A 22,621-nucleotide genomic window follows, 5' to 3' on the forward strand; every position below is an offset into this window, starting at 1 on the left:
CGAAGCGTCGCCCCTTCCACCCCCAAACCCCCACCAACCCCACTGCACGTGAGATGTTGCTGCGCTATGCGCATGTTTATTTGGCGCTATCGCGCTGCACGTTTTAAATTTACGACAGAATTAAATTTAGCGTCATCAGGTTGCGGGTCTCGGCGACTCAAATTTGAAAATTTAACTTCAAACTTGAACATAAAAAGTTAAGGCGCAGTATTTTGAGATGGATTTGAATATTGTGAAGCAAAAATGAGCAAGGCTAACCAAATAGGTTGCCGCAGCGATATTTTTGCAAACTCATTCAAAGACGCTCAAAAGACAAGCCGTTACTCGCCAAAATTATATAGGCAAGGCGTAGAAGCTAAACCCCTCCTGCTCAAACCCGCTCGCAAATACCTGAAATTCGTCAAATTCGGCGCCGTTAAACTCCGCCCGCCAGATCGCGCCCTCCTCGTTAAATTCTCGCTCAAAGCTTAAATTTCGCTTTTCAAAATAGTGCTCAAAGCGCGAGCCAAGCGCGTACGGCGTAAAAAACAGGCAAAGCGATTTTATCTCAAATTTAACTAATGCGCCGCAGCCAGCAGCCTCCTCTATCGCCGCATTTACCGCTGCGCCATAAGCTCTCACGAGTCCGCCCGTGCCTAGCTTTATCCCGCCAAAATACCGAACGATGAGCGCGCCCGCGTTTACAAGCTGGGCGCCTCTAAGCGCGTTTAGCGAGGGCTGCCCGCTCGTGCCCTTTGGCTCGCCGTCGTCGCTTTGATTTTCTACTATCTGGCCGTAGCCGTTTCGCTCGCGCAGCGCCCACACGACGTGCGCGGCCTTTGGATGCTCGGCCTTTAGGCGCTCGTGCAAGGCCTTAAACTCCGAAATAGGACACAAAAAGCATAAAAACGTCGATTTTTTGGCTTCAGTTTTGGTCGATACGACCCGCAAAACCGTTTGCAAATTTCTCCTTTAAATAAAGCCCGATTTTAGCGAAATTTTAAAAACATTCTTATAAAATGGCGGCTAAAATGAAATAAGCTCTCAAAAAAGAATGAAAATGTTTAAAAAAATCTCGAAAAAAACTTTTTGGCAAATCATCGCTATGATCGTATCTAGCGCCGTTTTTAGCGGCTCGGGGATCCTCATCCTAGCCTTTATCAACAAATACCTCTTAAATTTAAAAGAACAAGACGCTCAAATTTTGCTCACGTTTTTCGCACTTTTGATTTTGTTTTTGGGCTTTTCGGTGCTCTCGCGCATCGCTCTTAGCGTGATCGGCAACGATTTTGTCTACGAGCTGCGAACCAAAACGATAAAAAGGATCCTAGATACCGCAAATCAAAAAATCGTAGCCGCGGGCAAGTCGAATTTGATCGCCTCGCTCTCAAGCGACGTGCGTAGCCTAACCGACGGCTTTATGCAGGTGCCAAGCATCATCCAAGGCGTGCTCATCATCGGCGCGACGGGTGTTTACGTGCTTTATATCTCGGCCGAGATTTTTGCGTTTTTGGCGCTTTGGATGGGCGCTGCGACGTGGATTTGCCGATACTTCATAAAAAATATCCACAAATACTTCGAGCGATACCGCAAGTGCGAGGACGAGCTGTACCGCGACTATGAGACCTGTATCGAAGGGCATAGGGAGCTTAGCTTAAATTTAGCCCGCGCAAAGCGGCTTTTTTGGGACCGCTTTATCCCAAACGCAAAAAGCCTACGCGAAAATATCGTAAAAGCAGAGATCCACCAATCCTTTATGAGCAACTGGCTAAACGCGGTGGCGCTAGGCGCCGTAGGTATCGAGATATATTTTTGCCTAGCCTATGACGCCGCGAGCCTGCAAGATGCGATCACGGTTGCGCTAGCGATACTTTTTTTGCGAGCGCCTCTCATGATGCTGCTTTACTCCGTACCCGCCGCCTTTCGAGCGCGTATCGCGTACGAGCGGCTGAAAAAGCTAGACCTAGCGCCATTTGAGCCTGAATTTACGCTGGGCGAAACGGCTCCGCAAATTTGGCAAAAACTGCGCCTAAAAGATATAAATTTCGCCTACGACGAAGGGAGCGAATTTGCGCTAAAGGATATAAATTTAGAAATTAGGCGCGGCGAGACGGTGTTTTTGATCGGTAAAAACGGCAGCGGCAAAAGCACGCTATTTATGATCCTAGCGGGACTTCTAGCGCCAAAAAGCGGCGAGATGCTTGCAGATGACGTCAAAATCACAGAGTCAAATTTAAAAAGCTACGCAAACACGATTAGCGCGGTGTTTAGCGACTTTTATCTCTTTGACGAGGCAATGAGCGAGGATGAGGCGCTGATAGAGCGGCTGCTAAAAAAGATGTCGATAGAAAATAAAGTAAGCGTAAAGGACGGCAAATTTAGCACGCTAAATCTCTCTCAAGGTCAGAAAAAACGCCTCGCAATGGTCGCGACGCTGCTTGAAAAGCGTAAATTTTTGATCCTTGACGAGTGGGCAGCCGATCAAGACCCGGAGTTTAGACGGCATTTTTACGTAGAGTTTTTGCCGGAGCTTAAGGCGCAAGGATACACGATTTTTGCGATCAGCCACGACGATACGTATTTTGACGCGGCGGATAAAATTTACGAGATAAAAAACGGGCAAATCGCGCTTATTAAGGGCTAAAATTCAGCTTCAAACGGTTAAAATAACAAATATCATTTTTAACTAAGGAGATAATATGAAGCTGGACGAAGAAGCAAGAGAGGCCAAAGAAACGGCTCTTGGCATGATGAACGATAACTTCATCGGCATCACCGAGGATATGTGCGCGAGATTTGGCGGCTTTAAAAACCCGCAAAACGTCAAAATGACCGATATCACCGAGGACGGCATGCATATCGCCTGCGACGAGGGCGAGGTGTTCGTGCCGTTTGAGAAAAAGGCCGAGCTAACGGTCGAGAGTCTGCGCGACGAAGTCATAAATATAGTAAATAGTATGGAAAACTAGCGGCGGCGCGAAATGTTTGAAACCAGACAAAAGGGACACGCAGGACCGACGCGTCCCAAAAAAATAAAAATGGCGACTAACGCCGAGGTCGAGAAATTTTTAACCGAGGAGCTGCCGACGCAAAAGGACGGCGTGATCTATATCCACGTGCCTTTTTGCGATAATATCTGCTCGTTTTGCTCGATGAACCGCACGAAGCTAGAGGACGAGCTAGATAGCTACGCGCAGTATCTGCTGGGTGAGATAGAAAAATATGGTAAATTCCCGCATCTGCAAGCTAAAAATATCCGCAGCGTCTATTTTGGCGGCGGAACTCCGACGATACTAAAAGAAAAGCACCTAGAGCCCATTATCACGGCTCTGCGCTCGAGCTTTAATATCGCCGAGGACTGCGAATTTAGTCTAGAAACCACGCTGCATAATCTAAATTTAAGCAAAGTGCGCCTGCTAGAAAGCCTAGGCGTAAACCGCTTTAGTATCGGCGTGCAAACGTTTTCGGACAAAGGCCGCAAACTGCTAAACCGCGTCCACGACAAAAAAGGCGCGATAGAGCACCTAAAAATGATCAGGCAAAATTTTAGCGGCATGGTTTGCACGGACGTTATCTTTAACTACCCGGATCAAACTATAGACGAGGTGCTAGAAGACGCGCGCCTAGTCGATGAGCTAGAGATCGACAGCACGAGCTTTTATTCGCTTCAGCTTTTTGAGAAATCAGAGCTCGCAAAGACGGTCTCGCAGGACTACTACGACGTGAACTACGAGCACGAGCTACACAACGCTTTCTTTGAAAAGCTACTGGGCACGGGCAACTACGAGGTGCTCGAGCATACTAAATTTAACCGTATCGGCCGCGACCGCTATCAGTACATACGCCTAAGCCACGAGGGCGCCGATATCCTGCCGCTGGGAAGAGGCTCGGGCGGAAGGCTAGGCTACTACGACATCTATAACGCAAAAGAAAAAATGCGTATGATAAACAAAGTAGACGATAAACAGCGCGCCGAGGGACGGCTAAAAAGCCTCTTTATGTACCCAAAAATCGACCTCGCGCAGGTAAAAAACCTTGTTAGCGATGAGACATTTAGTGCGCTAATGGAGTTTTTCAAAAAATGCGAAAGCAAAGGCTATATGCGCATAGAAAACGGCTTTTTAAACTACACGACGGACGGCGTATTTTGGGGTATGTCGATCGGCACCGAAGTAGCAAATATCTCACAAAAGGACTTTGAATGAAAAAAATAGTTATCTACACGAGCGCGACTGGAAATACCGAGAAAGTCGGTCTTGCCATCGCAAACGAGCTTGGCTGCGAGGCGGTCAAATTTACCGAGGATCTGCACATAAATTTGGACGATTACGACTTTATCGCGCTTGGATTTTACGTCGATAAGGGCGACGCGGAGCCTAAATTTAAACGCTTTTTAAGCAAGATAAAGGGCAAGAAAACGGGCGTATTTATGACGCTAGGCATGGATCCCGAGCACGAGCACGCGATGAACTGCCTAGAAAAGGCAAAAGTCGTGCTACGCGAGGGCGAGAATGAAATTTTACGCGAGTTTTACTGTCAAGGCGCGATCGATCCAAAGGTCATCGAGCAACTACGCAAAATGGGCGAAGCAGCCCCTGACGACCCGCGCTACGCCGTGACTCCAGAGCGCGAAGCCAGATGGGCTAGAGCTGCAACCCACCCTGACGCAAACGACCTAGAAAACGCAAAAGCGGCGTTTAAAGGTATATAAATTTGCCGCCCTCCGGCGGTCAAATTTGCTAGATAAATTCGGCGCATTTTAACCTCATAAATTCGCGCCCTATTTTTGGCTTTATTTTAAATTTTACTCACCGAGACCCGCATCTTGAAAGTGCTAAATTTGAAATGTCGCTAATTTCAAAATTTACGGCGCGATAGCGCCAAATAAATCTGCGTGCAGTTCAGCAACCTCTCACGTCGTTAGGGGTTGGGAAATTTGTTAAGGAGCAATGGAGCTCTTTTGCTTCAGTTTTGCCCAGCAACTGCAAAGCAGAGCGTAATTCAAACCCCTCCCCTTAACAAGAAAGATCAAATTTAATTTAATTTACCGCTTTCAAGGTGCGGGTCTCGGCGAGTAAAAAATGCTATCAAGACAAGCTGCAAATTTCTGCCTTGATACTCCAAATTAGCCAAAACTCGCTATAATCTCCTAAAAAATCAAAAGGAAAATTATGATACAAACTTGTTTATTTCCGGCTGCGGGCTACGGCACGAGATTTTTGCCCGCGACTAAATCGCTACCAAAAGAGATGCTGCCGATCCTCACAAAACCGCTCATTCACTACGGCGTGGACGAGGCGCTGGAGGCCGGCATGAAAAACATGGCGTTTATAACCGGTCGCGGCAAACGCGCGCTGGAGGATTATTTTGATATCAGCTACGAGCTAGAGCATCAAATCTCTGGCACAAACAAAGAACACCTGCTAACCGAGATTAGAGAGCTAATGGCGCGTTGCACGTTTTCATTCACGCGCCAAGAGAGCATGAGAGGCCTAGGAAACGCCATCCACACGGGCAAAGTCCTCGTGCGAGACGAGCCTTTTGGCGTGGTGCTGGCTGATGATCTGTGCATCAACGAAGAGGGCGAAGGCGTGCTATCTCAAATGGTAAAAATATACGAGAAGTACCGCTGCAGCATCGTCGCGGTGATGGAAGTGCCGATCGAACAGAGCAAAAACTACGGCATCGTCACGGGTCGCGCGATCGAGGACGATCTGCTGATGGTTAGCGACATGGTTGAAAAACCGGATCCCAAGGAAGCTCCGAGCAACCTAGCCGTCATCGGCCGCTACATCCTGACGCCTGATATTTTCACGATCCTAGAGCGCACCAAGCCCGGTAAAAACGGCGAAGTGCAGATCACCGACGCGCTAAAAGAGCAAGCCAAAGACGGCATGGTGTTAGCATATAAATTTAAAGGCAAGCGCTTTGACTGCGGTAGCGTCGAGGGCTTCGTGCAGGCGACTAATTTCTTCTACGAGCTAGGCAAAAATGCTAAAAAATGAGCTATTTTTCGAGCGTACGCCGCTAAGCGCGATCGGCTCCTACGCCAAACGCATGAACGACGAGCTAAAAGGCGGCGAGATCGGCTACTATCACTTGCCCGAAATCGGCGCAAATTTACTAAGCCAAATCGCCGAGTTTGAAACGACGCTCGTACACGTAAAAAGCGTCGTGCTAGTAGGCATCGGCGGCAGCAGCCTAGGCGTCAAGGCGCTAAAAACGATGCTTTCAAGCGCAAAAAGGAGCCGCGAGCGTGAGCTTTATTTCCTTGATAACGTAGATGCTTTTAGCTTTGAGAGCGTTTGCGAGAGCATCAAATTTGACGAAACGCTTTTTATTATCTCGTCAAAATCGGGCACCACGATCGAGACGATCACTCTTTTTAAGTGCGTTTTGGAGCGCTTTAAACCCTCAAATTTGAGCGCAAACTTTATCGTCATCACCGACCCCGCCTCGCCGCTAGAAGCCTACGCCAAGCAAAACGGTATCAAATTTTTTAATATTCCTAAAAACGTCGGCGGCAGATTTAGCGTGCTTAGCGCGATCGGTCTGGTACCGCTAATGCTATGCGGATACGACGCAGCAGCGCTGCTAGAGGGCGCGCGTGCGTGTAAAAAGCGTTTTTTAGAGGACGGCGACGATACGCTGCTACAAAAAGCCTACCACTACGCGACGCACAAAAACGCCAAGATCAACGTGATATTTAGCTACGGCGATAGATTTTTGGAGTTTAACGACTGGTACGTGCAGCTGTGGGCGGAGAGCCTGGGCAAGAAAAAGGGCTACAAACGCTACGGACTCACGCCCGTCGAACTCATCGGCTCGCGCGATCAGCACAGCTTTTTGCAGCTCATCATGGACGGCGTGAAGGATAAAACGGTAAGCTTCATCAAGGTAGCCGCCGCGGACGCAAACACGGCGATACCGAGCATTAGCCTAAACGGCCTTGAGGGCTGCGACTTCGTAAACGGGCTAAATTTGAGCGAGCTAATCAACGCCCAGTGCAGCGCCACTATGCATGCGCTCGTGCAAGAAGGCATCAGCGTAGACGTCATCGAGCTTGAGCGACTAGATGAAGCGAGCGCGGGATTTTTGATTTATTATTTTGAGCTTCTCACGTCGGCTACGGGCATAATGCTAGGCATAAACACCTACGATCAGCCGGGCGTCGAGGTCGGCAAGCGCATACTAAAGACGATGCTAACGGCTGGAAAATAGCTCTCTAATCCCGGCTAAAACGGCTTTTGGCCGGGATTATAATTTTATCCGGGTCAGTTCTTGCGCCTGGACGCCGGATTTACGGTAAATTTAAAAAGTAAACTCAAGACCGATCCTTAAAAAGCCGAATTTATCAGACGATGCTAATCATCCGCCCCTTTCGCACGCTTTAAGCGATACAAAATAAAGCAAAAATAAAGGCAACTCAAGCTAAAAGCGTATGTTTGTTAAGTTGCTAATCCGTCGCCGTAAGCCAAAACCCTATCCCGCCAGTGTTTTGCGCGTACTACCGAAGCGGCTTAGATTTACGCGTAGCGACGCAAGTCAAAATAAATCAGGCCCATATAAACGTAACTTACAAGCACGGCTTATAACTCTCTAAAATTTTAAGCGAGTTAGCTTTAAATTTAGCGCACGAGCGAAGCGAACACCATTTAAAGGCGCTCGCCTAAATTTAGCCTTCGTAAAAACCGCTTAAGAAAAGCGATTTTAGTATTTTTTAGTTTTTAAATTTTAGCCCAAAAATTACGCACCTACGGTGCCGACTAAATTTATCCAAGAGGGCCTGACTAAATTTACCGGCCTGTTTTGCCGCGTCGGTCGCCTTTAAAAACGCACAAGACGGCAAAACGGCAAAAGTAAAAAGCGCGCAGTCAAGCTAGCGGCTTTTTCCAAGCTCCGCCGACGCAAATAACAAAAACTAAACCTCCTCAAGCCCCATCAAAAGCCTGATAGCAAGGTTTGCCTCGTGATTTGCGCAGATCGCCACGCGAGCGGCCATGAGCCCCTGCCCTACACCCGCAGCGTTTTGCAGATCGCCGCACAGATAGACGTTTCGCGCGAATTTGACCGTTTTTATGAGATTTGAGCTAAAGTACCCCGCCATGCCCGACGCGCCGACGATCTTTTTGTCCCGTAGACTTGCTCCGGCTTCGTTTACCATCATCGCCTTGCCCGCGACGTTGTCAAAGGCCTCGCAGATGATGCTGCACGGCGCGAAAATCTCAGCGACGTTGCTTGCGTCTAGCGCCACGTCGTGCGTCGCGACCTCGACGAATGGATTTACCTCAGCGATGAGCTCTTTTAGCGCGTCCGTCTTTTTCATACCGATGTGGCGGACGAAGTACTGCTGGCGATTTAGGTTGCTAGGCTCCACGACGTCAAAGTCGGCCAGCACGAGCTTGGCGACTCCCGTGCGGGCTAGGCTTAGCGCGATATTTGAGCCAAGACCGCCAAGTCCTGCCACTCCCACGCAGCCGCTAGCTAGCGCCGCATTTAGCTCGGGGCTGTTTCTGGAGGCGATCATAGCTTTTAGCACTTCGCGTCCAGGCATCGCGCCGCGCCTAATGAATACGACGTTTGAGCCGTCTTTTATCTCCAAATTTTCCTTCGTCGCAAAGCCGTCGAGGATAAAGATATCAGGCTCGCTCGCGTTAAATTCGGCTAGAAATTTATACATCTCGCCGTTTTTATCGCCCAGAGCCTCGTTTTTTAGCTCATCCATCGTATTTGCCGCGACTTTAAATTTTGCTCCGTTTAGCGTTATCTCTTTCATTTTTCTCCTTTAAATTTACAAAATCATAGCGCAAATTTATAAAATGTTTTGTTAAAAAGTCGGCATAGTCGCGTTTTTAAATATTTGCGTAATCTATCGTACGCAAAATATGAGCGCCAGCTTTATCTTAAATTTTAGGTTTTGCCGTTTGCTTTTTATATAAGATAAACGTAGCTATTAGCGGCATAAAAAACAAGATAAACACCGCAATAAACTCTAGCAAGCTTGTATGGTTTGACGCAAGCGCCATCGCACCGGCAAAAGCCAAAAATCCGCTGATCCCAAAAGCGATGCCGAAAATTATTTTTTTAAACAGCGACATAACGGCTTTATTGCACTCGCTTTTAATATCCTCATAGCTTTTTTGGTGTTTTTGAGCTATGGTCTGCAAGATAGCTTCATTAGGATTCGTTTCGGCGCAGGCCTTGCTTAAGATATCGCTAATTTCAAACGCCAAATCAGTCAGCCGTTCGCGCCTTTTAGCAGATAGTACTCCTGAAAAATTTATCTTTTGGATTTCGGCGCCTATTTCTTTTTGTATCTCTACGAGCCTATCAAACGACGCGCTATTTTCGCTTATTTTGAAAAAATCGGAACTATTTAAGCCAAAATCGTTATTTGCGGCGTACGTTATAGTTTTTACGTCATATCCGCATCTTTGCAAAAAATCGCCTAGGCAAAATTGGGAGACTTGAGCTACGTTTTTTAAAAATTGTTCCTTTTTGGCTGCGGCAATTTGCGCCTGCGTCATCTTTTTTGCCCCAAAGCTTTGACTTGAATAAATCCTAAATCCCCCGCCAAGATCTTTACTAAAACTCAATCGCATACAAATCTCCTCGTTTTATAAAATGCGCGCGTAACCAAATTTTGAAACGAATTTTATAAACTCCGCTCAAATTTATACCACCCGTAAACGTCGCCGCCAAGCTCGCCGTGAAATAGCGGCTTGAGTTTTAAATTTAGCCTTACCGCGGGCGCGTCCAAAAGCTCGCTCGAGCGGTAGAGTAGCAGCCATTTTACGCGTTCGTCTAGGGTTTTTAGCGCGTTTTCGCCGCCCTCAAACATCGTTAAGCGCGGCGCGAAAGCTTCATTTATGTCGCTTGTTACGCGCACGCCCCTACCAGCCACGCCAAAAAGCGGTATAGTCGCGTCAAACTCCCGCTCGCGCGAGTAGATCATCACGTTTGGATTTTTGCCGCCCTCTATCAGCCTGGCGTCAAGCCTCGGGCGGTCGGCTCGGACTGTGGCGCCGCCGATAACTAGCAGCTCGGCCGCGCTGCGAAGGCGGTGAGAGTGCGTGCGGCTGGCTAGATTTGAGATGATTTTACTCTGTGCGGTACCCGCTGCGACGCCGTTTGCGCTAAGAGCGAGCTTGAAAAAGCTAAAATTCCCCCTCTGCCACGCTAGAAACGGCTCAACCAGATCGTTCGCCTGCTGCCGTAGTACGTCAAATTTTACCGCTACGCCGCCGCTTTGCAAGATATGCGCGCCGCCGCTTGCTACGGCGTTTTCGTCGCCTCTAGCGATAACGACCTCGGCAAATTTTAGCCGCCTTAAAAGCTCGGCGCAAGGCGGAGTTTTGCCGCGGTGAGCGCAGGGCTCGAGCGTCACGTAGGCCTTGGCGCCTTTTAGCAGATCGCCGTGATTTTGCAGGATGTATTCATACGTGAAATTTGGCTCCAAGTCCGCATTTTCAAGCTCTGCGGCGCTTTCAAATTTGACGCCCAAAGCCGCATGATACTCGCGTAAAAAATCGCTCAAAAACGCCTCGCACTTTTGGCAGAGCGCCAATAAAATCGCGCTTGGCTCGGCGTGTAAAAAGCCCGCCTTTTTATGCGCGGCGACCGAGAGCAGTCTGCCGCCGGCATCTAAAACCGCGCAACCGACGGCGGGGTTTGGGTAGGTTAAAATCTGAAACTCCCAAGCCTTTTTTATGGCTAGAGACATGTAAAATTCGTCGTTTATCATCGCTTCCGCCTCGTTAAATTTGGGGTATTATACTAAAATTTGACCCGTAGCTTATAGGCGAGTTTGATTAAATTTATGGAGATATTTTAGTCGCTTTGCTCGGAGTTAAGGATATTTGGCACACGAACGCTACACGGACCAAATTGCAATTAATTATAATTGGTGGAAGCGAGGTTGTTCGATACTTATCTTTAAATACCGTATTCATCGCACTTCTCTAGAAAATAGAGTCAATTTTTACACACTTAAAAACATATTCGCGGCACTTTACGAAGTTGTTAAAAAGTTTAAGCTAATCGGCAGTAGAAAATCGGTAATGAAAAGTTTAGTTTTCAATACAAAAACGCAGGTATGCCCTAAAATAGGCACTTTGCGATTTAAGCATTTGCCGTTTTTAAGTTTTAAAAGCTTAAACGGCTAAATTTTCTTAAGAATCGGGTATGTTTCACGGATTTTTTGCTCGAAACTTAATTAAGGTTAAAATGTGAAACAAAAGCCGTTTTTATTAGTTTCACGCTTGCCACTCGTTTGAGCCGTAAATTCCCAAAACATAAATAACATCAGCCTCTATCGCATAAGGTATCACGTAGCTTTTAAAAATAAGGTCTCTGACGCGCCCATCGTCAAAGCTCGCGGACTTGCGATACATAAGAGGGCTGTCGCTTATTGTTTGTAGCTTTGCGATCAGCTTGTCTCTAAAATCTCGCGCTCTGCTCGGGCTATCTTTTGCGATAAAATCAAATACCGCCCTTAGCTCGCGGTTAAATCTAGCCGTGCGTCTAATTACCATTTTTCCATCTCGGCTTTTAACGTCTCTAGTGGATAGGTTTCAAGCTCGCCGCGCCTGATCGCCTCTATGTCGGCTTTGTAATCGGCTATCCTTTGCTCCATTGTCTTACCGTCGTCGTAGATCGGGTAATCCTCGTCTCGCTCCAGCGTCTCAAAGCTTTTATTGGCGCTATTTGCTAAAATCTTGCCTATCGCGACAAGCTGGTTTATTATGGTTTCATCTGCTCGTATGGTTAGAGTTTGCATATCCTAGCCTTTGTTTTAAAATCCTGTCTTATTTTAACCGCTCGGGGCTTAGGGTTTGTTAAATCGTTCATTATTGCGTTCGTTTCCGTAGCCGTTAAGCTATTTTGTGCCGATGATAGCGATATTTACTTATCGGCTAGGCGTTCGTTTTTTGCGCTCAAAAACGCGCTCAATTTTTCCGCCTAGTTTGGGATTGCTTCGATAAAATCGGGCTTTATTCGTCCACCCTGCGCTCATTTTTATCGCTTGACTTTATTCTCACTTGACTTTATTATTTTTGTAAAAACCCGGCGCGCAAAAAATGAAATGCACCCGGCCGATGTTTCGCCGTCTCGGTCGTAGAGATTTGACCTGCCCCTACGGCTTGACTACTTCGCAGACTTAGGATAAAATTGCGACTAGTCGCAAAACATTTCAAAGTCTGCAAAAATATTTAAAACCTGACGGTAGTAAAGAAAACGCGGCTACGCCGACCCCCACATCCTAGCCTTACTGCAAAGAACCTAAGAAAATCTACTTCAATAAAAAATGGAGGCGAAATAATTTCACTGTGACAACTTGTTACGGTGCGTCCTGGTCGTGCGATGTGCTACGGACAAATAGGGCGGGGGTGTCCTACTCTTTAATATTCGCTTTAGCTTCGGTCGCACGCGTTAAATATTCTTGCTATTTTTAACATATCGACTTAATGTGCTAAATTTTGAGCCGGTTTACCGGTTCGATAAAATAGACTTATTCAAGAGGGCTATTTAAAGCCCCCTTTGATAAGCCTATGCGCCTTTTAGATCGCTATGCCACGTGTAGCTACCTTTGGGCTCTAGTTTCGTTTCTAGCTCTTTGTTTAGCTCTCTAAGTAGCTTTATTCTCTCCTCTAGCTTTTCGCACTCTTTGGCATAATAATTAAATAATCGGTATGCTTGTAAGCCCGTTTCAAATAAAGCGTCCGCCATTCCCTTTGCTTCTCTCTTTGCTACCTCTGCTTGAAACGCTTCGCGAGCCTTGTCGCCTCTTGCTCTGCTTAGATTATTCATTGTCCGCGCCCCCTTTCGCTTAGCTCGTCTTGAAGTTCGTCGTTAATTTCGATTAGCTCTTTTATCCTGCTATGCAGCCTTTCGTTCTCGCTTTTTAGTATCATCTTATCGGCTAGCAAATTTAGGCGCGCATTCTCGCTTTCTTTTAGCCGTCTTAGCGCGTAAATATTGCTACAATAGACCAAATAGCCCACGTTGTATATTATTTGCTCGCTTACCTCATCGCTACCGCCGTTGTTTTGCCTGATAAGGGCGTTAAAGCCCTCTTTGGTAGTCGGTCTGTCCGGGTTAGTTAGTATTAGCATTTCTTTGTCTCCTCTTTTTGTTCGGCTATTTTCTTATCTGCGTAATCTCGCACCGCTTGGGCTACGTCGTCTATCGCCACGCTTAGGAAATAAGACGCGTTCGCCATTGCGGCGGCATTAGTTCCTACGCCTTTTTGCAAATACGGCAAAGCATACGCTAGCGTGCTAATAGCGTTTAGCGCGCTTGGTATCTCGTTGGTTAGGTCTAGCTCGTCGGCTATGTCAAATGTTAATTGCATTGGGTCTCCTTTTTAAAAACTCGGTCTTGCTTTTATCAATAGCTCTTTTTTACTTAGCCTATCTGTGCCGTAAAGCCTGATCGCTCTTTGCAAATCCTCGCGCTTTTCTTGTTCGGCTTTGTATTTAGCCTCTAGTATCTTATGATTGTTTGCTAAAGCTTCTAAAGCGCAGAATAGATCATAAGCGCAGTCAAGCACCTTGTAGCTCACATCCTCGTCGGTATCGTTTTGCTTAAATTGGTAGCTGGCTAGATACTCGGTAAATTTCTGTCTGGTTGGTTGCATTGGGTCTCCTTTGTGGTGAGTTACTTATTTAAGTATTAATATCGCATATTATACACTTAAATAAATATCTTGTCAAGTCTTTAAATACTTATTTAAATAGTTTTTGGTATAATTGCATAATCGAATAAGTATGAAAAGGCTACGGTATGGATAAAAAAGAGTTTAATAGCTTGCTTAAGCGCGCCAATCTCTCTAAAAAAGAGTTTGCCGAATTGGTCGGAGTTTTGCCAAGCTCGGTTAATAATTGGGGCGGTTCTCAAAATGTGCCGTATTGGGTCGAGAGCTGGCTTATTAACTACATTAAGGCTGGCAATTTCGACAAAATAGGCGAAATGTTTAAAAGCCTTGATATTGACGCCTAAACCCTACCGCTTTAAATCCCTCTCCGATAGCTACCTAAGTTAAATTTACCCAGCTACCGGTATTTAATTCCCCTAGCTCCGATCACGGCTCATAACTTCGATTTATTCAGGTTTTGCGGTCTATTTATGGCTAAAAATGCCGTATTCTGATCTCGACGCTTGGCGCAAAAATGCGTTTAGCTCTATGAATTAAACTTACCTAGCTTTTATGCTTGATTGTTTCTCGCCTGGCTTTAACGGGTCAAATATTCGGCTAGTTAGTTTTCTCCAAATTTGGCAAAAAGTCCGTTTTCATTTTTTCGTGAAATCAAAAAAGGGCGGATTGAATATCCCCCCTCTCTATCTCGGGCGGGGTGTCGGTAGTGGCTACGCCCTTTTACTTTGCGCCTATGGGCTAGATTAATCTATGCCATAAGCAGGCGTCGGACAAAGCTCGCATTTAAGGGGATTGCTACGTAAGCCGAAAATTAAGCAGAGTTAAAAAGCGTTTGAGTGGTTGGATATTCTGACGGCGGTCAAGATTAGTATGCCCTCGTCTATTTTGTAGATTAAGACCAAATCGGGCTTAACGTGGCAATCCCTTAGCCCTATTAGCTTACCTTTTAGGGCGTGGTCTTTGTGTCTAGGCTCTAAAGGCTCTCCGTCTATGAGTTTATTTAATACGGCGTCGGTTAAGTCTTTATCGCCGTTTGATAACTTTTTGTAGTCTTTTAAAAAGCTTTTTGAATATTTGAGCTTAAATTTCGCCATTGTCTACGGCTCGCCTGAAGTCTTTGACGCTCTTAAAAGTTTGAGGCTCTACCCCGTCAAGGTCTTTTAATATCTCGGCTTCAAATTTAGGCGAATAGCCGTTAATCGTTTTTTTTGTAAGCTCATAATCTAAGCTAGGTTGAGTTTTTAAAAACGCCGATAGCGCCTTAAATAGCGCAGGGTTTGCGTTTTTGATGTTTAGCGCGATTTGCATTTTAATCCTTTTGGGCTAAATTTTAACCGCCTTTGCTTTAAAACTAGCTTTATTTTTATACTTACTCGCTATCATAAGCTATCAGATAGATTTATTTTGTTTTAATGCTTCGCAGTGTAATATTAGGACGCAATAGGGTTAACCGCCCTCGCCCTCGAGGGGGCGTATGCTCTACTTAAAAATAACCTCATCGCTTTTAAACGCAAAATAAAGCCCTCTGTTTGATTTTAGCTCTTTTTGATGTCTTTGTATGTCCTGGAGGCTCTTTTTTGAGTGTAGCCCCTTTATTTTTATTCTATGGGCTACCGCTCGCTTGGATTGTTGGCTCTTTTTTGTTTGGGGGCGCGACTATGCTTTAAGCTTCTAGGCTTTGTTTTTTCAAAAAGGCGAGATTTTTGAGAGAGGAAAGGTAAATGCTACCCTACCTACTAAGGGGGTCTGAAACTTAAATTGCGTTTTTTTGCTCTCTATGCGAGTGCGAGCTAGCCCCGTGTGCGTGCTAGTTTGCGCTTTATCGAGGTGTCAAAATCCGTTTATTTTTCGTTATTGGAGTTGATAACGAGTGACAACAAGAAGCGATACACGTTTTAGCGTTTCTTAAAGTAAATGAAACGGGCAAAAAACGGCTTAAGGTTCAGGCGGGTTTGGGGCAAATTTTCGCTGTTTGGGTTTGCGATGAGGTTACAGGCGTTACAATGTAACGTTACGGCATTATTTAATACGCTCTCGCTACCATAAGTTATCATTTAAGATTATTTTTGCTTGACTTGTTTAAAAATGGGCTGTATAATACGCCCTACATTCAAGGGGCTCCTTGTGCCCCACCCTCTAAATACTCGATTAAGTCCTCATCAAAGCATTTTAAAATATCATTTAAAAAAGTTTCTATCTTTGACGGTTCTATGCCGACTATTATCTCTTTTAGCTTGGTTGATAGCCTAGGCGTGCCGTTTGCGTTAAGTTTGTAGAGGTTTTCAAAGTGAAAAGCGCGGTTTCTTATCGTGCGGATAATGCCGTAAACGATTTTTACTTTTTGATAATTGCGCCACTCAAATTTTATGTTCGTCCTCGCGTAAGCTCTGAAATCTATTTCACTAAAATTTGCTACCTTATTATGAATTCTCGCCTCATCCATTGCAGTAACCCAGTAGCCAAGCGTTTGCCGCGAAATAAAGACGCTATCGCTTAATCCAAGCGCATCCGCCGTCTTATTGCGCGTGATAATCTCAACTGCGCCTAGTTTATCGCTTATGCTTTTGATGAGTTTAAAATTTGCCCTGTGTTCGTCGTCGCTTGCGTAGCTCGCTAGCCTATCGGCTGAAAATAGCCCTATCAAGTCCATATTAGCCCTTTTGAAATTTACCGCGCTATTTTATGTAAAACGGGCTTAATAATACTTTCATAAGCTATCAGCGGTTATCACGCCCTTAGCTCTCTTTTGTTATTCTTTGCCTTGTATGCTAGCTTCGGCGGTTGCGCTTCGGTCGCTAGGTCGATTATTTGCGAGAAATCGCGCACGGCTTGGCGTAATTGTAGCTCCAGCCGCTCGGCTCTAGGTAGTAACGCAGGCTTGTTTAAATCAATTATCGGGGCGGTAGCTTCGGCGCGATACAGGGGCAAATTTAGATTATTCTTTTTGGCTTTGTCGTAAAAATAGACGCGCTCTAACGCCGTAAGCTCGGTTTTTAAATACGTTGTATCGCCTATTTGGATTTTGTCGAATGCGTCCAGGTTAAACGGCTCGGGGCGGTCGAAACATAAATCGATACTCGAGACGTTATTAACCGCGCCTAAAAGCTCCGCTACGAGGTCAAAGGGCGGGGCGGGCTTATGATACTGCTTTAACCCGTAAAACTCAATCACGGCGCGCTGACGGCATTCGTTCGGGGCTTTTGTAGCGGCGTAGAATATGCTTAGATTTTCGAGTTCGTAAAGCTCGGTTATCTTTAGCCCTCGAAACTCGTATCTATTGGATATTTTTATCTCTTTCGTATCTTGCATTTTATGCCATTTCAGCCCGTGATTTTTGGCTATGCTTTTAAGTAGCTCGATTTTGGTGTAGTGCTTGCGCGTTACTCTGTTTTTTAGGAAACTCGCGCGTATGGTGTCTATGGCTATACTGGGCGTTTCAGCTAGTATTTGGGTGATTTGGGGTAATATTTCCACGTTTTAACATCCAAAGGGCGGTTAAACTTCGCTTGGCTTGACCGCCCTAAAATTCTTTGATTTACGCTACTTTAACGCCTCGTGCTTTTAGCCACTCAATAGCCTTTTTTCTTTGCTCGTCGTCTTTAAAATAGGCTATTTTGTAGCCTTGCCCGTCGTGCCATTTACGGCTAATAATACCTGCGCGCTCTAGCTGTATCAAATAAACGTTTTGGTTACTAGCCGTGATATTGCACGCCCTTATCGGTTCATCTCTTGCTATCATCTTTTGTAAAATTTGCTTTTTTACCGTCTGCGCTCTCATCGGTTATTCTCCTCTCTTATGCCTAGCTTTATTTCTAGCTCTTTTATGCTCTTACTCTGTGTCTGCACGATATGAAACAAATCGTAAGCGCAATCAAGCAAAGGTTGGGCGACGCCGTCCAAACTCGCCACCTTGTAAGCGTGCAAATGCTTTTTAAAAGCCTTTAACATAACCTCATCGTCCGCGCTAAAGCAAAGTTTGCTAGGCGTAAATACTAGCTTATTCATCGTGCGCTCCTTTGAAAAAATCGCTCTCTTAGCCGTTGGTTTTCGGCTTGGAGTGCTTGGAGCTGGTCGCGTTGTTCGTGTAGGACTTGAAATAAATTAAAGGCTACTGCCAGCCCTTGATTTAATCCCTCTTTGTAGTCGCTAGGCTCGTCGCTTGTCGCAGATTTTAGGACGTCCGGATAAACTTCGCCTAGCATTCGCGCAAAATCCGAATAAAGCCCTTTTTCGGCTTCGTTTTCAAAGGCTTTCATCTTACGCTCTCCTATCTTGTAAATACGCGTCTAGCTCGCTTTTTAAAAAGCGGATAGTGCGCTCGGTTAGGCGTTTAGGCTTCGGGAAATCGTCGCGTTTCATAAACCGCCATAACGTAGCGGTCGAAATGCCTAAATACTGCGCCGTTTCTTTCGGGCTTAGCGTGTTGTTCTTTACGATTAATGGGTTCATAATAAAAACTCCTTACGAGTGATATTATTTATCCGCGTGCGCACTTGAATAAATATGAAGTGATTTTATCTGATAATAAATAGAGTGTAAAACTTTTAAAGCGGCAAAAAATGCGTATTTTAGGGGATTTGCATAAATGGCTAATCTTGCAAGATTAGCAAAAATAGCCATTTTTAAAATATTATTCTTTTGATAAAAGCTCGGCTATTTCTTTATTAAAAGCTTCGTGCGTAAATGCCGTTATTTTGTCTTTTAGCTTTGTAATTTCGCTTAGTAAAAATTTAATCTCGTCCGTCGCATTTAAGCCGTAATATGAATTTATCGAATAGAGAGCTTTTTCTAGTTCGCGTCTATCGTTTGGTATTTTGTAATATGCGTGCGCGTCTAATATTTCGGGGGTTTTGCGCCTTGATAAGCCTTTAATATCCGCTTCGATTTGGTTCAGTATTTTATTAAAAATTTGATATTCCTCTATTTTTTGCTTTAATTCGCGCACGTCCTCGCCACTTTCTCCAGCTTCTAAATAAAAACGAATAGATGTTTTTATGTCGATAATTCTTTTAAACTCGTCTATTGTTTGGGCGTCTTTGGCTATGTCTCTTTTGGCGTTTATTGGGGGCGTGGTTATGTTGTGCATTTCTTTGGTAACGTATGAAAAAAATAAAAATCCTAATGAGTAGGCTATTTCTCGATAATCAGGCTCTGTTTTTGCTAATGGCTCTAAAAATTCAAAGCAAGGTTTTAATACTTCGCAATCTTTTATTATTTGCGATTTTTGCTCTAGCTTGACGTCGTCGCGTTCTGTTCCTTCGGCGTCTGGGTCGTCCGTTTCGCAATGAAAAATAGAAAAATATACCGTGCAAAATGCGTAATAATAAAAAGCTTGTAAGAAATAAAAATAAAATTTATGCTCTTCTATGTCGCGCATAAGTAGTGTTCTGCTGTTTTGCTCGGCTAGCTCCTCGTGTTCATTGATTAGATCGAAATTTTGCACTATTGATAAAAAATATACATAATCCACTGGGTTCCCGTTAATGTCCTCGCCTGCAATAAAATTCTGATGGTCTGTAATGGATTTGCTTAATAAAAAATCTTGCTTTAGTTTATTTTTGCCCTTTGCTCTATTGCTTCGCGTTTTATTTGCCATTTATTCCCCCTTTCACTTCGTCTAAATAATCGCTCCACCACTGCATAAGCTCGGCGCGCTCGTCCAGTCTTTGGCTTCTATCGTAGATTGATTTTATTTTACTGCGCTCTCTATGGTCTAAGCAGAGTTCGATTATTTCCGCGTCTTTGCCGTGTCGTTTGATATTTTCGTTTAGTAGCGTCGAGGCGGTCGCCCTTAGCCCGTGAAAAACCGTCTCGTCGCCGAAGCCTAGCCGTTTAAGCGCATAATTGAGCGTGTTCTCGCTTAGGGGCTTTAGGCTCGTTATGTCGCTAGGAAATACGAAATCGCCCCGCCTTATCTCGTATTGAGCCTTTAAAAGCTCTTTTGTTTGCCTGCTTAACGGCACGGCGAAATCCGCTCGCATTTTCATTGTGTCCGCTGGAAATACGATGAGGTTTTTATCAAAACTCACGTATTGCCATTTTAGTTCCCTGACGTTTGCGCTACGCAAAAAGGTATGCGCGCCGAATACTAACGCCTGCTTAGTGCTGTTTGAGCCTCTAAAGCCGTCAATCGCCCTTAAAAGCTCGCCTAGCCTCTCGGGGTCGGTTATTGCTCTGAAGTTCTCGCATTTTGAGGTTTTAAAGGTATCGGTAAAGATTATGTCGCGCGTCGGGTTATGGTCTATGTAGCCTTTATTGACGGCTAGGTCTAAAATCTTACGAAGTAGTCTAAACGTGCGTTTGCTCGTGTCGTGGCTTATGCCTTTTTTGGTCTCGGTCTCTTGTATGCGCTCGATGACCTGCGCGTAGTCTCTGCGTGCTAGCGTTTTAACGTCGCCGTCTTTTAGATAGGGCATAAGATAATTATTTATCCGCCCCGTTTCTCTGCTTAGCGATGAGGTATTTTTAGCCCGCTCTTTTTCTATCCACTCGCGCGCCACGTCCGCAAATTTAACCGCCTTTTGAGCTATCACGGCTTTTTTGATGTCCTCGCCTCTCTCTTTTAGTCTTTTTAGCTCGGTAGCTTTGGCTCTTGCTTCGGCTAGCGTGATACTAGGATATTTGCCTATGATGATTTGATTGGTTTTGCGCTCCTCGTCGGCGTATCTAAAAATAAACGTCTTGCTTACGCCGTTTTTTGTCTGCGTCGCATAAACGTATAGGTATGGAGTTGAAATATCTTTTATCCACTCTCTAGCCTTGCCGTCTTTAAGCGCATAATTTTTTAGCTGACTATCTTTCGCAAATGTCGCCATTTTCTCGCCTTTTTAAGTCCTTTTTAAAAAGTGGGCTAGGGTTCGGTATCTCTTTAATTCTCCGCTTTAATAATGTCAAAGCGTGCGATTTTTAAGGGTTTTCACTTCGCCCGTTTTTTGAGTGTGTAAAAATTTAGAGTTTTGGTCGCGCACACTCAAAAACACACTTATTTTCTTGAAAATGTATGATATTGTATGAAATCTTATGAAATGCTAAAAGTGGTTTAAAGCTCGTATTTTAGGGGGTTTTGAGGGCTTTTGAAATCTAGTGAAAATGACACTTGGTGGAAGCGAGGGGGATCGAACCCCTGTCCAAAAACAAACCGATCACAGCCTCTACACGCTTAGCAAAAGTGAAAATTTCATCTAAAAAGGCTCACTTTCCAAAACCTTATTTTAGACTAAGACAAGATTTCGGCTAGCAGCTCGTCAGGCCGCCAACCTACGCTAGCTGGGGTTACTCGCCGTTATCTTAGCTAGTATCTGACTAGGCGAGGCTCAACTGAACTTACGCAGCTTTAGCGTAAGCAGGAGCGTAGTTAACGTTGTTTGCGTTTAAATTTAGTTGAGCTTTTTACGCTTTGCTCAAAGCGACGTGCCACCGTGACCGCTCTGCTCCTGTCGAAGCCAAGTCGCTCCCGTAAGAATAGGCTAAATTTAGCCTTGTTTTAAAGGTTGCGGATTATATTATTTTTTGTATTTTTTGTCAAACGCATAGTTTTTCAGGGATTTTTACGATATTTCCGTCTAGCGGGCTAAAAAACTCGGCATCGCTCTCAATGTCGTTCCTGTATCTATCAAACTGATCGCTAGCTATCAGCAGCCAGTCGACAAACTCGTCGCTAGCAGGTCCGCTCATCGCCCTGGCTTCTTCGCAAATTTCCTCGGCTAGCGTCGTTAATTTTAGTATCGGGTCTAGTCTCATAAAGCCGGCGGCAGACTTGATATTATGAAAAATTCTAAAAAGTTCGTTGATGCTGCCTGCGTATCTATCAGGTCTGCTTAGGCTTATTATGAGCGGCTCCATAAGATCGCACATCAAGGCGTAGTGCGATAAAAACTCCTCCGCGATATCATAGGAATAGTCTATTTCAAGGCTTTTTAGCAATCCCATTTGCCGTCCTTTAACGTAATTGCTTTCATTGTAACATTTTTTTGATAAAATTAAAAATAAAATACCGGAATTTAAAGGGAAATTTATGCTAGAAAATAACAAAAGAGTTACAATTTATGATATAATTAACAAAAAAAGCGTTCAGCCTATCGTGATGATAACCGCCTACGACGCGCTTTTTGCACGGTTTTTTGACGATTATGCCGACATTATCTTGGTGGGTGATAGCCTAAATATGAGCTTTAACGGCAAAAAAGATACACTTAGTCTAAAAATGAGCGACACGCTTTATCACGTTAAGGCCGTTTTACAGGGAGCAAAGCGCGCTTTTGTCGTGGCGGATATGCCTTTTGGTAGCTATTTTAGCGAAAAAGACGCGCTAAAAAACGCGGCCAAATTTATCAAAGCCGGCGCAGACGCGGTTAAATTTGAAGGCGGTCTAAAAGCCGCCCCTATCGTAAAAAGGCTTGCTAGCGAGGGTATAAACGTGATGGCTCACATCGGACTCATGCCTCAGTTCGTGCGAAACGAGGGCGGCTACAAGATAAAAGGGCACAGCGAGGCCGACGAGGCGCGCCTTATCGAAGAAGCGCAGGCTCTAGAGCATGCGGGGGCATTCTCCGCGGTGCTAGAGGGCACGGTTAGCAGCGTCGCCGCAAAGGTCGCAAAAAGCGTAAAAATGCCTATCATCGGCATCGGCGCAGGTGTCGACGTAGACGGACAGGTGCTCGTGTGGAGCGATATGCTCGGATTTTTTGACGAGTTTAAGCCAAAATTCGTCAAACGATACCTCGACGGCGCAAATTTGGTACGAACGGCGGTAGAAGCCTACGCCCGCGAAGTTAGAGAAAAGACCTTTCCTAGCGAGGAGTTTGAGTATAAAATTTAGCTTGTTTTTGCCAAATCTAGTCGGCGGGATAAATTTGAGCGCTTAGTAAGCGACGGCAATTTAGATTTTAAATCGACAAGTAAAATTCGGCTTAAATTTAAGGCCTAAATTTGCAATATCGTTTGCCAAATTTGGCGTACAAAATTTGCTATCAAAACAAGGCTAGA

The 22,621-nt window shown here is 45.1% G+C and carries 29 protein-coding genes and 1 other RNA gene; 8 read left to right on the forward strand and 22 right to left on the reverse strand.

Going from position 1 to position 22,621, the window contains the following annotated elements:
• Positions 1–333 precede the first annotated feature (333 nt).
• A complete protein-coding gene (locus Q0218_RS11580) occupies positions 334–942 on the reverse strand; it encodes a YigZ family protein (protein ID WP_297969746.1) in 609 nt (202 codons plus the stop codon).
• 97 nt (positions 943–1,039) lie between these two features.
• Between Q0218_RS11580 and Q0218_RS11585 the strand changes: the two genes are divergently transcribed.
• The 6 genes from Q0218_RS11585 to Q0218_RS11610 all read left to right on the forward strand — a co-directional run bounded on the left by Q0218_RS11585 (position 1,040) and on the right by Q0218_RS11610 (position 7,200).
• Positions 1,040–2,623 (forward strand): cyclic peptide export ABC transporter, encoded by a 1,584-nt coding sequence (locus Q0218_RS11585; protein WP_297969748.1) that lies wholly within the window; start codon positions 1,040–1,042, stop codon positions 2,621–2,623.
• A 55-nt stretch (positions 2,624–2,678) separates the two neighbouring features.
• Entirely contained in the window at positions 2,679–2,948 is a 270-nt protein-coding gene (locus Q0218_RS11590; protein WP_297969750.1) for a DUF2470 domain-containing protein, read from the forward strand.
• Between the two features lie 12 nt (positions 2,949–2,960).
• Positions 2,961–4,184, forward strand: a complete 1,224-nt coding sequence (locus Q0218_RS11595; protein WP_297969752.1) for a radical SAM protein — start codon at positions 2,961–2,963, stop codon at positions 4,182–4,184.
• Positions 4,181–4,690, forward strand: a complete 510-nt coding sequence (locus Q0218_RS11600; RefSeq protein ID WP_297969754.1) for a flavodoxin family protein — start codon at positions 4,181–4,183, stop codon at positions 4,688–4,690. Before Q0218_RS11595 ends, Q0218_RS11600 begins: the two co-directional genes overlap by 4 nt.
• A gap of 460 nt (positions 4,691–5,150) precedes the next feature.
• The gene (gene galU, locus Q0218_RS11605; protein ID WP_009492940.1) at positions 5,151–5,984 is read left to right on the forward strand and encodes a UTP--glucose-1-phosphate uridylyltransferase GalU; all 834 of its coding nucleotides are present in this window, start codon (positions 5,151–5,153) and stop codon (positions 5,982–5,984) included.
• Complete coding sequence (locus Q0218_RS11610; RefSeq protein ID WP_297969756.1) at positions 5,971–7,200, forward strand: glucose-6-phosphate isomerase; 1,230 nt, start codon at positions 5,971–5,973, stop codon at positions 7,198–7,200. The genes galU and Q0218_RS11610 overlap by 14 nt, the downstream gene beginning before the upstream one ends.
• Positions 7,201–7,900: 700 nt before the next feature.
• Here the strand turns inward: Q0218_RS11610 and thiF are convergent.
• From thiF to Q0218_RS11655, 9 genes are all read right to left on the reverse strand, one after another.
• On the reverse strand, positions 7,901–8,755 hold the full coding sequence (gene thiF / locus Q0218_RS11615) for a sulfur carrier protein ThiS adenylyltransferase ThiF (RefSeq protein ID WP_297969758.1): 855 nt from the start codon (positions 8,753–8,755) through the stop codon (positions 7,901–7,903).
• A gap of 127 nt (positions 8,756–8,882) precedes the next feature.
• On the reverse strand, positions 8,883–9,581 hold the full coding sequence (locus Q0218_RS11620; RefSeq protein ID WP_297969760.1) for a hypothetical protein: 699 nt from the start codon (positions 9,579–9,581) through the stop codon (positions 8,883–8,885).
• A 53-nt stretch (positions 9,582–9,634) separates the two neighbouring features.
• Positions 9,635–10,723 (reverse strand): bifunctional diaminohydroxyphosphoribosylaminopyrimidine deaminase/5-amino-6-(5-phosphoribosylamino)uracil reductase RibD, encoded by a 1,089-nt coding sequence (gene ribD / locus Q0218_RS11625; protein ID WP_297969762.1) that lies wholly within the window; start codon positions 10,721–10,723, stop codon positions 9,635–9,637.
• Between the two features lie 511 nt (positions 10,724–11,234).
• The gene (locus tag Q0218_RS11630) at positions 11,235–11,513 is read right to left on the reverse strand and encodes a type II toxin-antitoxin system RelE/ParE family toxin (protein WP_297969764.1); all 279 of its coding nucleotides are present in this window, start codon (positions 11,511–11,513) and stop codon (positions 11,235–11,237) included.
• Positions 11,507–11,758 (reverse strand): hypothetical protein, encoded by a 252-nt coding sequence (locus Q0218_RS11635; protein ID WP_297969766.1) that lies wholly within the window; start codon positions 11,756–11,758, stop codon positions 11,507–11,509. The genes Q0218_RS11630 and Q0218_RS11635 overlap by 7 nt, the downstream gene beginning before the upstream one ends.
• A 770-nt stretch (positions 11,759–12,528) precedes the next feature.
• Complete coding sequence (locus tag Q0218_RS11640) at positions 12,529–12,789, reverse strand: hypothetical protein (protein ID WP_297969768.1); 261 nt, start codon at positions 12,787–12,789, stop codon at positions 12,529–12,531.
• The gene (locus tag Q0218_RS11645) at positions 12,786–13,094 is read right to left on the reverse strand and encodes a hypothetical protein (RefSeq protein WP_297969770.1); all 309 of its coding nucleotides are present in this window, start codon (positions 13,092–13,094) and stop codon (positions 12,786–12,788) included. Before Q0218_RS11645 ends, Q0218_RS11640 begins: the two co-directional genes overlap by 4 nt.
• Positions 13,088–13,333, reverse strand: coding sequence for a hypothetical protein (locus Q0218_RS11650; protein WP_297969772.1), 246 nt, complete (start codon positions 13,331–13,333; stop codon positions 13,088–13,090). Before Q0218_RS11650 ends, Q0218_RS11645 begins: the two co-directional genes overlap by 7 nt.
• Positions 13,334–13,345: 12 nt before the next feature.
• Positions 13,346–13,618 carry a hypothetical protein gene (locus Q0218_RS11655; protein ID WP_297969774.1) on the reverse strand — a complete coding sequence of 91 codons (273 nt, stop codon included), beginning with the start codon at positions 13,616–13,618 and terminating at the stop codon, positions 13,346–13,348.
• Between the two features lie 146 nt (positions 13,619–13,764).
• On the opposite strand from Q0218_RS11655, the gene Q0218_RS11660 reads away from it, so the two are divergent.
• Positions 13,765–13,980, forward strand: a complete 216-nt coding sequence (locus Q0218_RS11660) for a helix-turn-helix transcriptional regulator (protein WP_002953083.1) — start codon at positions 13,765–13,767, stop codon at positions 13,978–13,980.
• 477 nt (positions 13,981–14,457) lie between these two features.
• Here Q0218_RS11660 and Q0218_RS11665 read toward each other — a convergent pair whose 3' ends face one another.
• The 12 genes from Q0218_RS11665 to Q0218_RS11720 form a co-directional block, all read right to left on the reverse strand.
• Positions 14,458–14,730: a type II toxin-antitoxin system YafQ family toxin gene (locus Q0218_RS11665; RefSeq protein WP_297969776.1), complete on the reverse strand. Its 273-nt coding sequence runs from the start codon at positions 14,728–14,730 to the stop codon at positions 14,458–14,460.
• Entirely contained in the window at positions 14,717–14,944 is a 228-nt protein-coding gene (locus Q0218_RS11670) for a hypothetical protein (protein ID WP_297969778.1), read from the reverse strand. The genes Q0218_RS11665 and Q0218_RS11670 overlap by 14 nt, the downstream gene beginning before the upstream one ends.
• Before the next feature lie 802 nt (positions 14,945–15,746).
• Entirely contained in the window at positions 15,747–16,286 is a 540-nt protein-coding gene (locus Q0218_RS11675) for an ATPase (RefSeq protein ID WP_297969780.1), read from the reverse strand.
• Between the two features lie 77 nt (positions 16,287–16,363).
• Entirely contained in the window at positions 16,364–17,110 is a 747-nt protein-coding gene (locus Q0218_RS11680; RefSeq protein WP_297969781.1) for an aspartate carbamoyltransferase, read from the reverse strand.
• A gap of 61 nt (positions 17,111–17,171) precedes the next feature.
• Positions 17,172–17,414, reverse strand: a complete 243-nt coding sequence (locus tag Q0218_RS11685) for a hypothetical protein (RefSeq protein WP_295143757.1) — start codon at positions 17,412–17,414, stop codon at positions 17,172–17,174.
• On the reverse strand, positions 17,411–17,641 hold the full coding sequence (locus Q0218_RS11690; RefSeq protein WP_295143754.1) for a hypothetical protein: 231 nt from the start codon (positions 17,639–17,641) through the stop codon (positions 17,411–17,413). The genes Q0218_RS11685 and Q0218_RS11690 overlap by 4 nt, the downstream gene beginning before the upstream one ends.
• Positions 17,638–17,892, reverse strand: coding sequence for a hypothetical protein (locus tag Q0218_RS11695; RefSeq protein WP_297969785.1), 255 nt, complete (start codon positions 17,890–17,892; stop codon positions 17,638–17,640). The genes Q0218_RS11690 and Q0218_RS11695 overlap by 4 nt, the downstream gene beginning before the upstream one ends.
• Position 17,893: 1 nt before the next feature.
• The gene (locus Q0218_RS11700; RefSeq protein ID WP_297969787.1) at positions 17,894–18,085 is read right to left on the reverse strand and encodes a helix-turn-helix domain-containing protein; all 192 of its coding nucleotides are present in this window, start codon (positions 18,083–18,085) and stop codon (positions 17,894–17,896) included.
• Positions 18,086–18,266: 181 nt separating this feature from the next.
• Positions 18,267–19,232, reverse strand: a complete 966-nt coding sequence (locus Q0218_RS11705) for a hypothetical protein (protein WP_297969789.1) — start codon at positions 19,230–19,232, stop codon at positions 18,267–18,269.
• Positions 19,222–20,451, reverse strand: coding sequence for a site-specific integrase (locus tag Q0218_RS11710; RefSeq protein WP_297969791.1), 1,230 nt, complete (start codon positions 20,449–20,451; stop codon positions 19,222–19,224). Before Q0218_RS11710 ends, Q0218_RS11705 begins: the two co-directional genes overlap by 11 nt.
• 282 nt (positions 20,452–20,733) lie before the next feature.
• Positions 20,734–21,091, reverse strand: a transfer-messenger RNA (tmRNA) gene (ssrA, locus tag Q0218_RS11715).
• 66 nt (positions 21,092–21,157) lie between these two features.
• Complete coding sequence (locus Q0218_RS11720) at positions 21,158–21,565, reverse strand: Hpt domain-containing protein (RefSeq protein WP_297969793.1); 408 nt, start codon at positions 21,563–21,565, stop codon at positions 21,158–21,160.
• A gap of 85 nt (positions 21,566–21,650) precedes the next feature.
• Between Q0218_RS11720 and panB the strand changes: the two genes are divergently transcribed.
• A complete protein-coding gene (panB, locus tag Q0218_RS11725) occupies positions 21,651–22,454 on the forward strand; it encodes a 3-methyl-2-oxobutanoate hydroxymethyltransferase (protein WP_297969795.1) in 804 nt (267 codons plus the stop codon).
• Positions 22,455–22,621 lie beyond the last annotated feature (167 nt).

This window comes from uncultured Campylobacter sp., from assembly GCF_938039245.1.
Lineage (GTDB): Bacteria > Campylobacterota > Campylobacteria > Campylobacterales > Campylobacteraceae > Campylobacter_A.

Excerpts from the sequence above, each read along its gene's own strand:
- Q0218_RS11650 (WP_297969772.1), bottom strand. The coding sequence starts at position 13,333 with ATGCAATTAACATTTGACATAGCCGACGAGCTAGACCTAACCAACGAG.
- Q0218_RS11670 (WP_297969778.1), bottom strand. The coding sequence starts at position 14,944 with ATGCAAATCGCGCTAAACATCAAAAACGCAAACCCTGCGCTATTTAAG.
- Q0218_RS11595 (WP_297969752.1), top strand. The coding sequence starts at position 2,961 with ATGTTTGAAACCAGACAAAAGGGACACGCAGGACCGACGCGTCCCAAA.
- galU (WP_009492940.1), top strand. The coding sequence starts at position 5,151 with ATGATACAAACTTGTTTATTTCCGGCTGCGGGCTACGGCACGAGATTT.
- Q0218_RS11660 (WP_002953083.1), top strand. The coding sequence starts at position 13,765 with ATGGATAAAAAAGAGTTTAATAGCTTGCTTAAGCGCGCCAATCTCTCT.
- Q0218_RS11635 (WP_297969766.1), bottom strand. The coding sequence starts at position 11,758 with ATGCAAACTCTAACCATACGAGCAGATGAAACCATAATAAACCAGCTT.
- Q0218_RS11685 (WP_295143757.1), bottom strand. The coding sequence starts at position 17,414 with ATGAGAGCGCAGACGGTAAAAAAGCAAATTTTACAAAAGATGATAGCA.
- Q0218_RS11640 (WP_297969768.1), bottom strand. The coding sequence starts at position 12,789 with ATGAATAATCTAAGCAGAGCAAGAGGCGACAAGGCTCGCGAAGCGTTT.
- Q0218_RS11700 (WP_297969787.1), bottom strand. The coding sequence starts at position 18,085 with ATGAACCCATTAATCGTAAAGAACAACACGCTAAGCCCGAAAGAAACG.
- Q0218_RS11610 (WP_297969756.1), top strand. The coding sequence starts at position 5,971 with ATGCTAAAAAATGAGCTATTTTTCGAGCGTACGCCGCTAAGCGCGATC.
- Q0218_RS11690 (WP_295143754.1), bottom strand. The coding sequence starts at position 17,641 with ATGAATAAGCTAGTATTTACGCCTAGCAAACTTTGCTTTAGCGCGGAC.
- Q0218_RS11590 (WP_297969750.1), top strand. The coding sequence starts at position 2,679 with ATGAAGCTGGACGAAGAAGCAAGAGAGGCCAAAGAAACGGCTCTTGGC.
- Q0218_RS11665 (WP_297969776.1), bottom strand. The coding sequence starts at position 14,730 with ATGGCGAAATTTAAGCTCAAATATTCAAAAAGCTTTTTAAAAGACTAC.
- ribD (WP_297969762.1), bottom strand. The coding sequence starts at position 10,723 with ATGATAAACGACGAATTTTACATGTCTCTAGCCATAAAAAAGGCTTGG.
- Q0218_RS11710 (WP_297969791.1), bottom strand. The coding sequence starts at position 20,451 with ATGGCGACATTTGCGAAAGATAGTCAGCTAAAAAATTATGCGCTTAAA.
- Q0218_RS11655 (WP_297969774.1), bottom strand. The coding sequence starts at position 13,618 with ATGCAACCAACCAGACAGAAATTTACCGAGTATCTAGCCAGCTACCAA.
- Q0218_RS11620 (WP_297969760.1), bottom strand. The coding sequence starts at position 9,581 with ATGCGATTGAGTTTTAGTAAAGATCTTGGCGGGGGATTTAGGATTTAT.
- Q0218_RS11695 (WP_297969785.1), bottom strand. The coding sequence starts at position 17,892 with ATGAAAGCCTTTGAAAACGAAGCCGAAAAAGGGCTTTATTCGGATTTT.
- Q0218_RS11705 (WP_297969789.1), bottom strand. The coding sequence starts at position 19,232 with ATGGCAAATAAAACGCGAAGCAATAGAGCAAAGGGCAAAAATAAACTA.
- Q0218_RS11645 (WP_297969770.1), bottom strand. The coding sequence starts at position 13,094 with ATGCTAATACTAACTAACCCGGACAGACCGACTACCAAAGAGGGCTTT.
- thiF (WP_297969758.1), bottom strand. The coding sequence starts at position 8,755 with ATGAAAGAGATAACGCTAAACGGAGCAAAATTTAAAGTCGCGGCAAAT.
- panB (WP_297969795.1), top strand. The coding sequence starts at position 21,651 with ATGCTAGAAAATAACAAAAGAGTTACAATTTATGATATAATTAACAAA.
- Q0218_RS11675 (WP_297969780.1), bottom strand. The coding sequence starts at position 16,286 with ATGGACTTGATAGGGCTATTTTCAGCCGATAGGCTAGCGAGCTACGCA.
- Q0218_RS11585 (WP_297969748.1), top strand. The coding sequence starts at position 1,040 with ATGTTTAAAAAAATCTCGAAAAAAACTTTTTGGCAAATCATCGCTATG.
- Q0218_RS11720 (WP_297969793.1), bottom strand. The coding sequence starts at position 21,565 with ATGGGATTGCTAAAAAGCCTTGAAATAGACTATTCCTATGATATCGCG.
- Q0218_RS11630 (WP_297969764.1), bottom strand. The coding sequence starts at position 11,513 with ATGGTAATTAGACGCACGGCTAGATTTAACCGCGAGCTAAGGGCGGTA.
- Q0218_RS11600 (WP_297969754.1), top strand. The coding sequence starts at position 4,181 with ATGAAAAAAATAGTTATCTACACGAGCGCGACTGGAAATACCGAGAAA.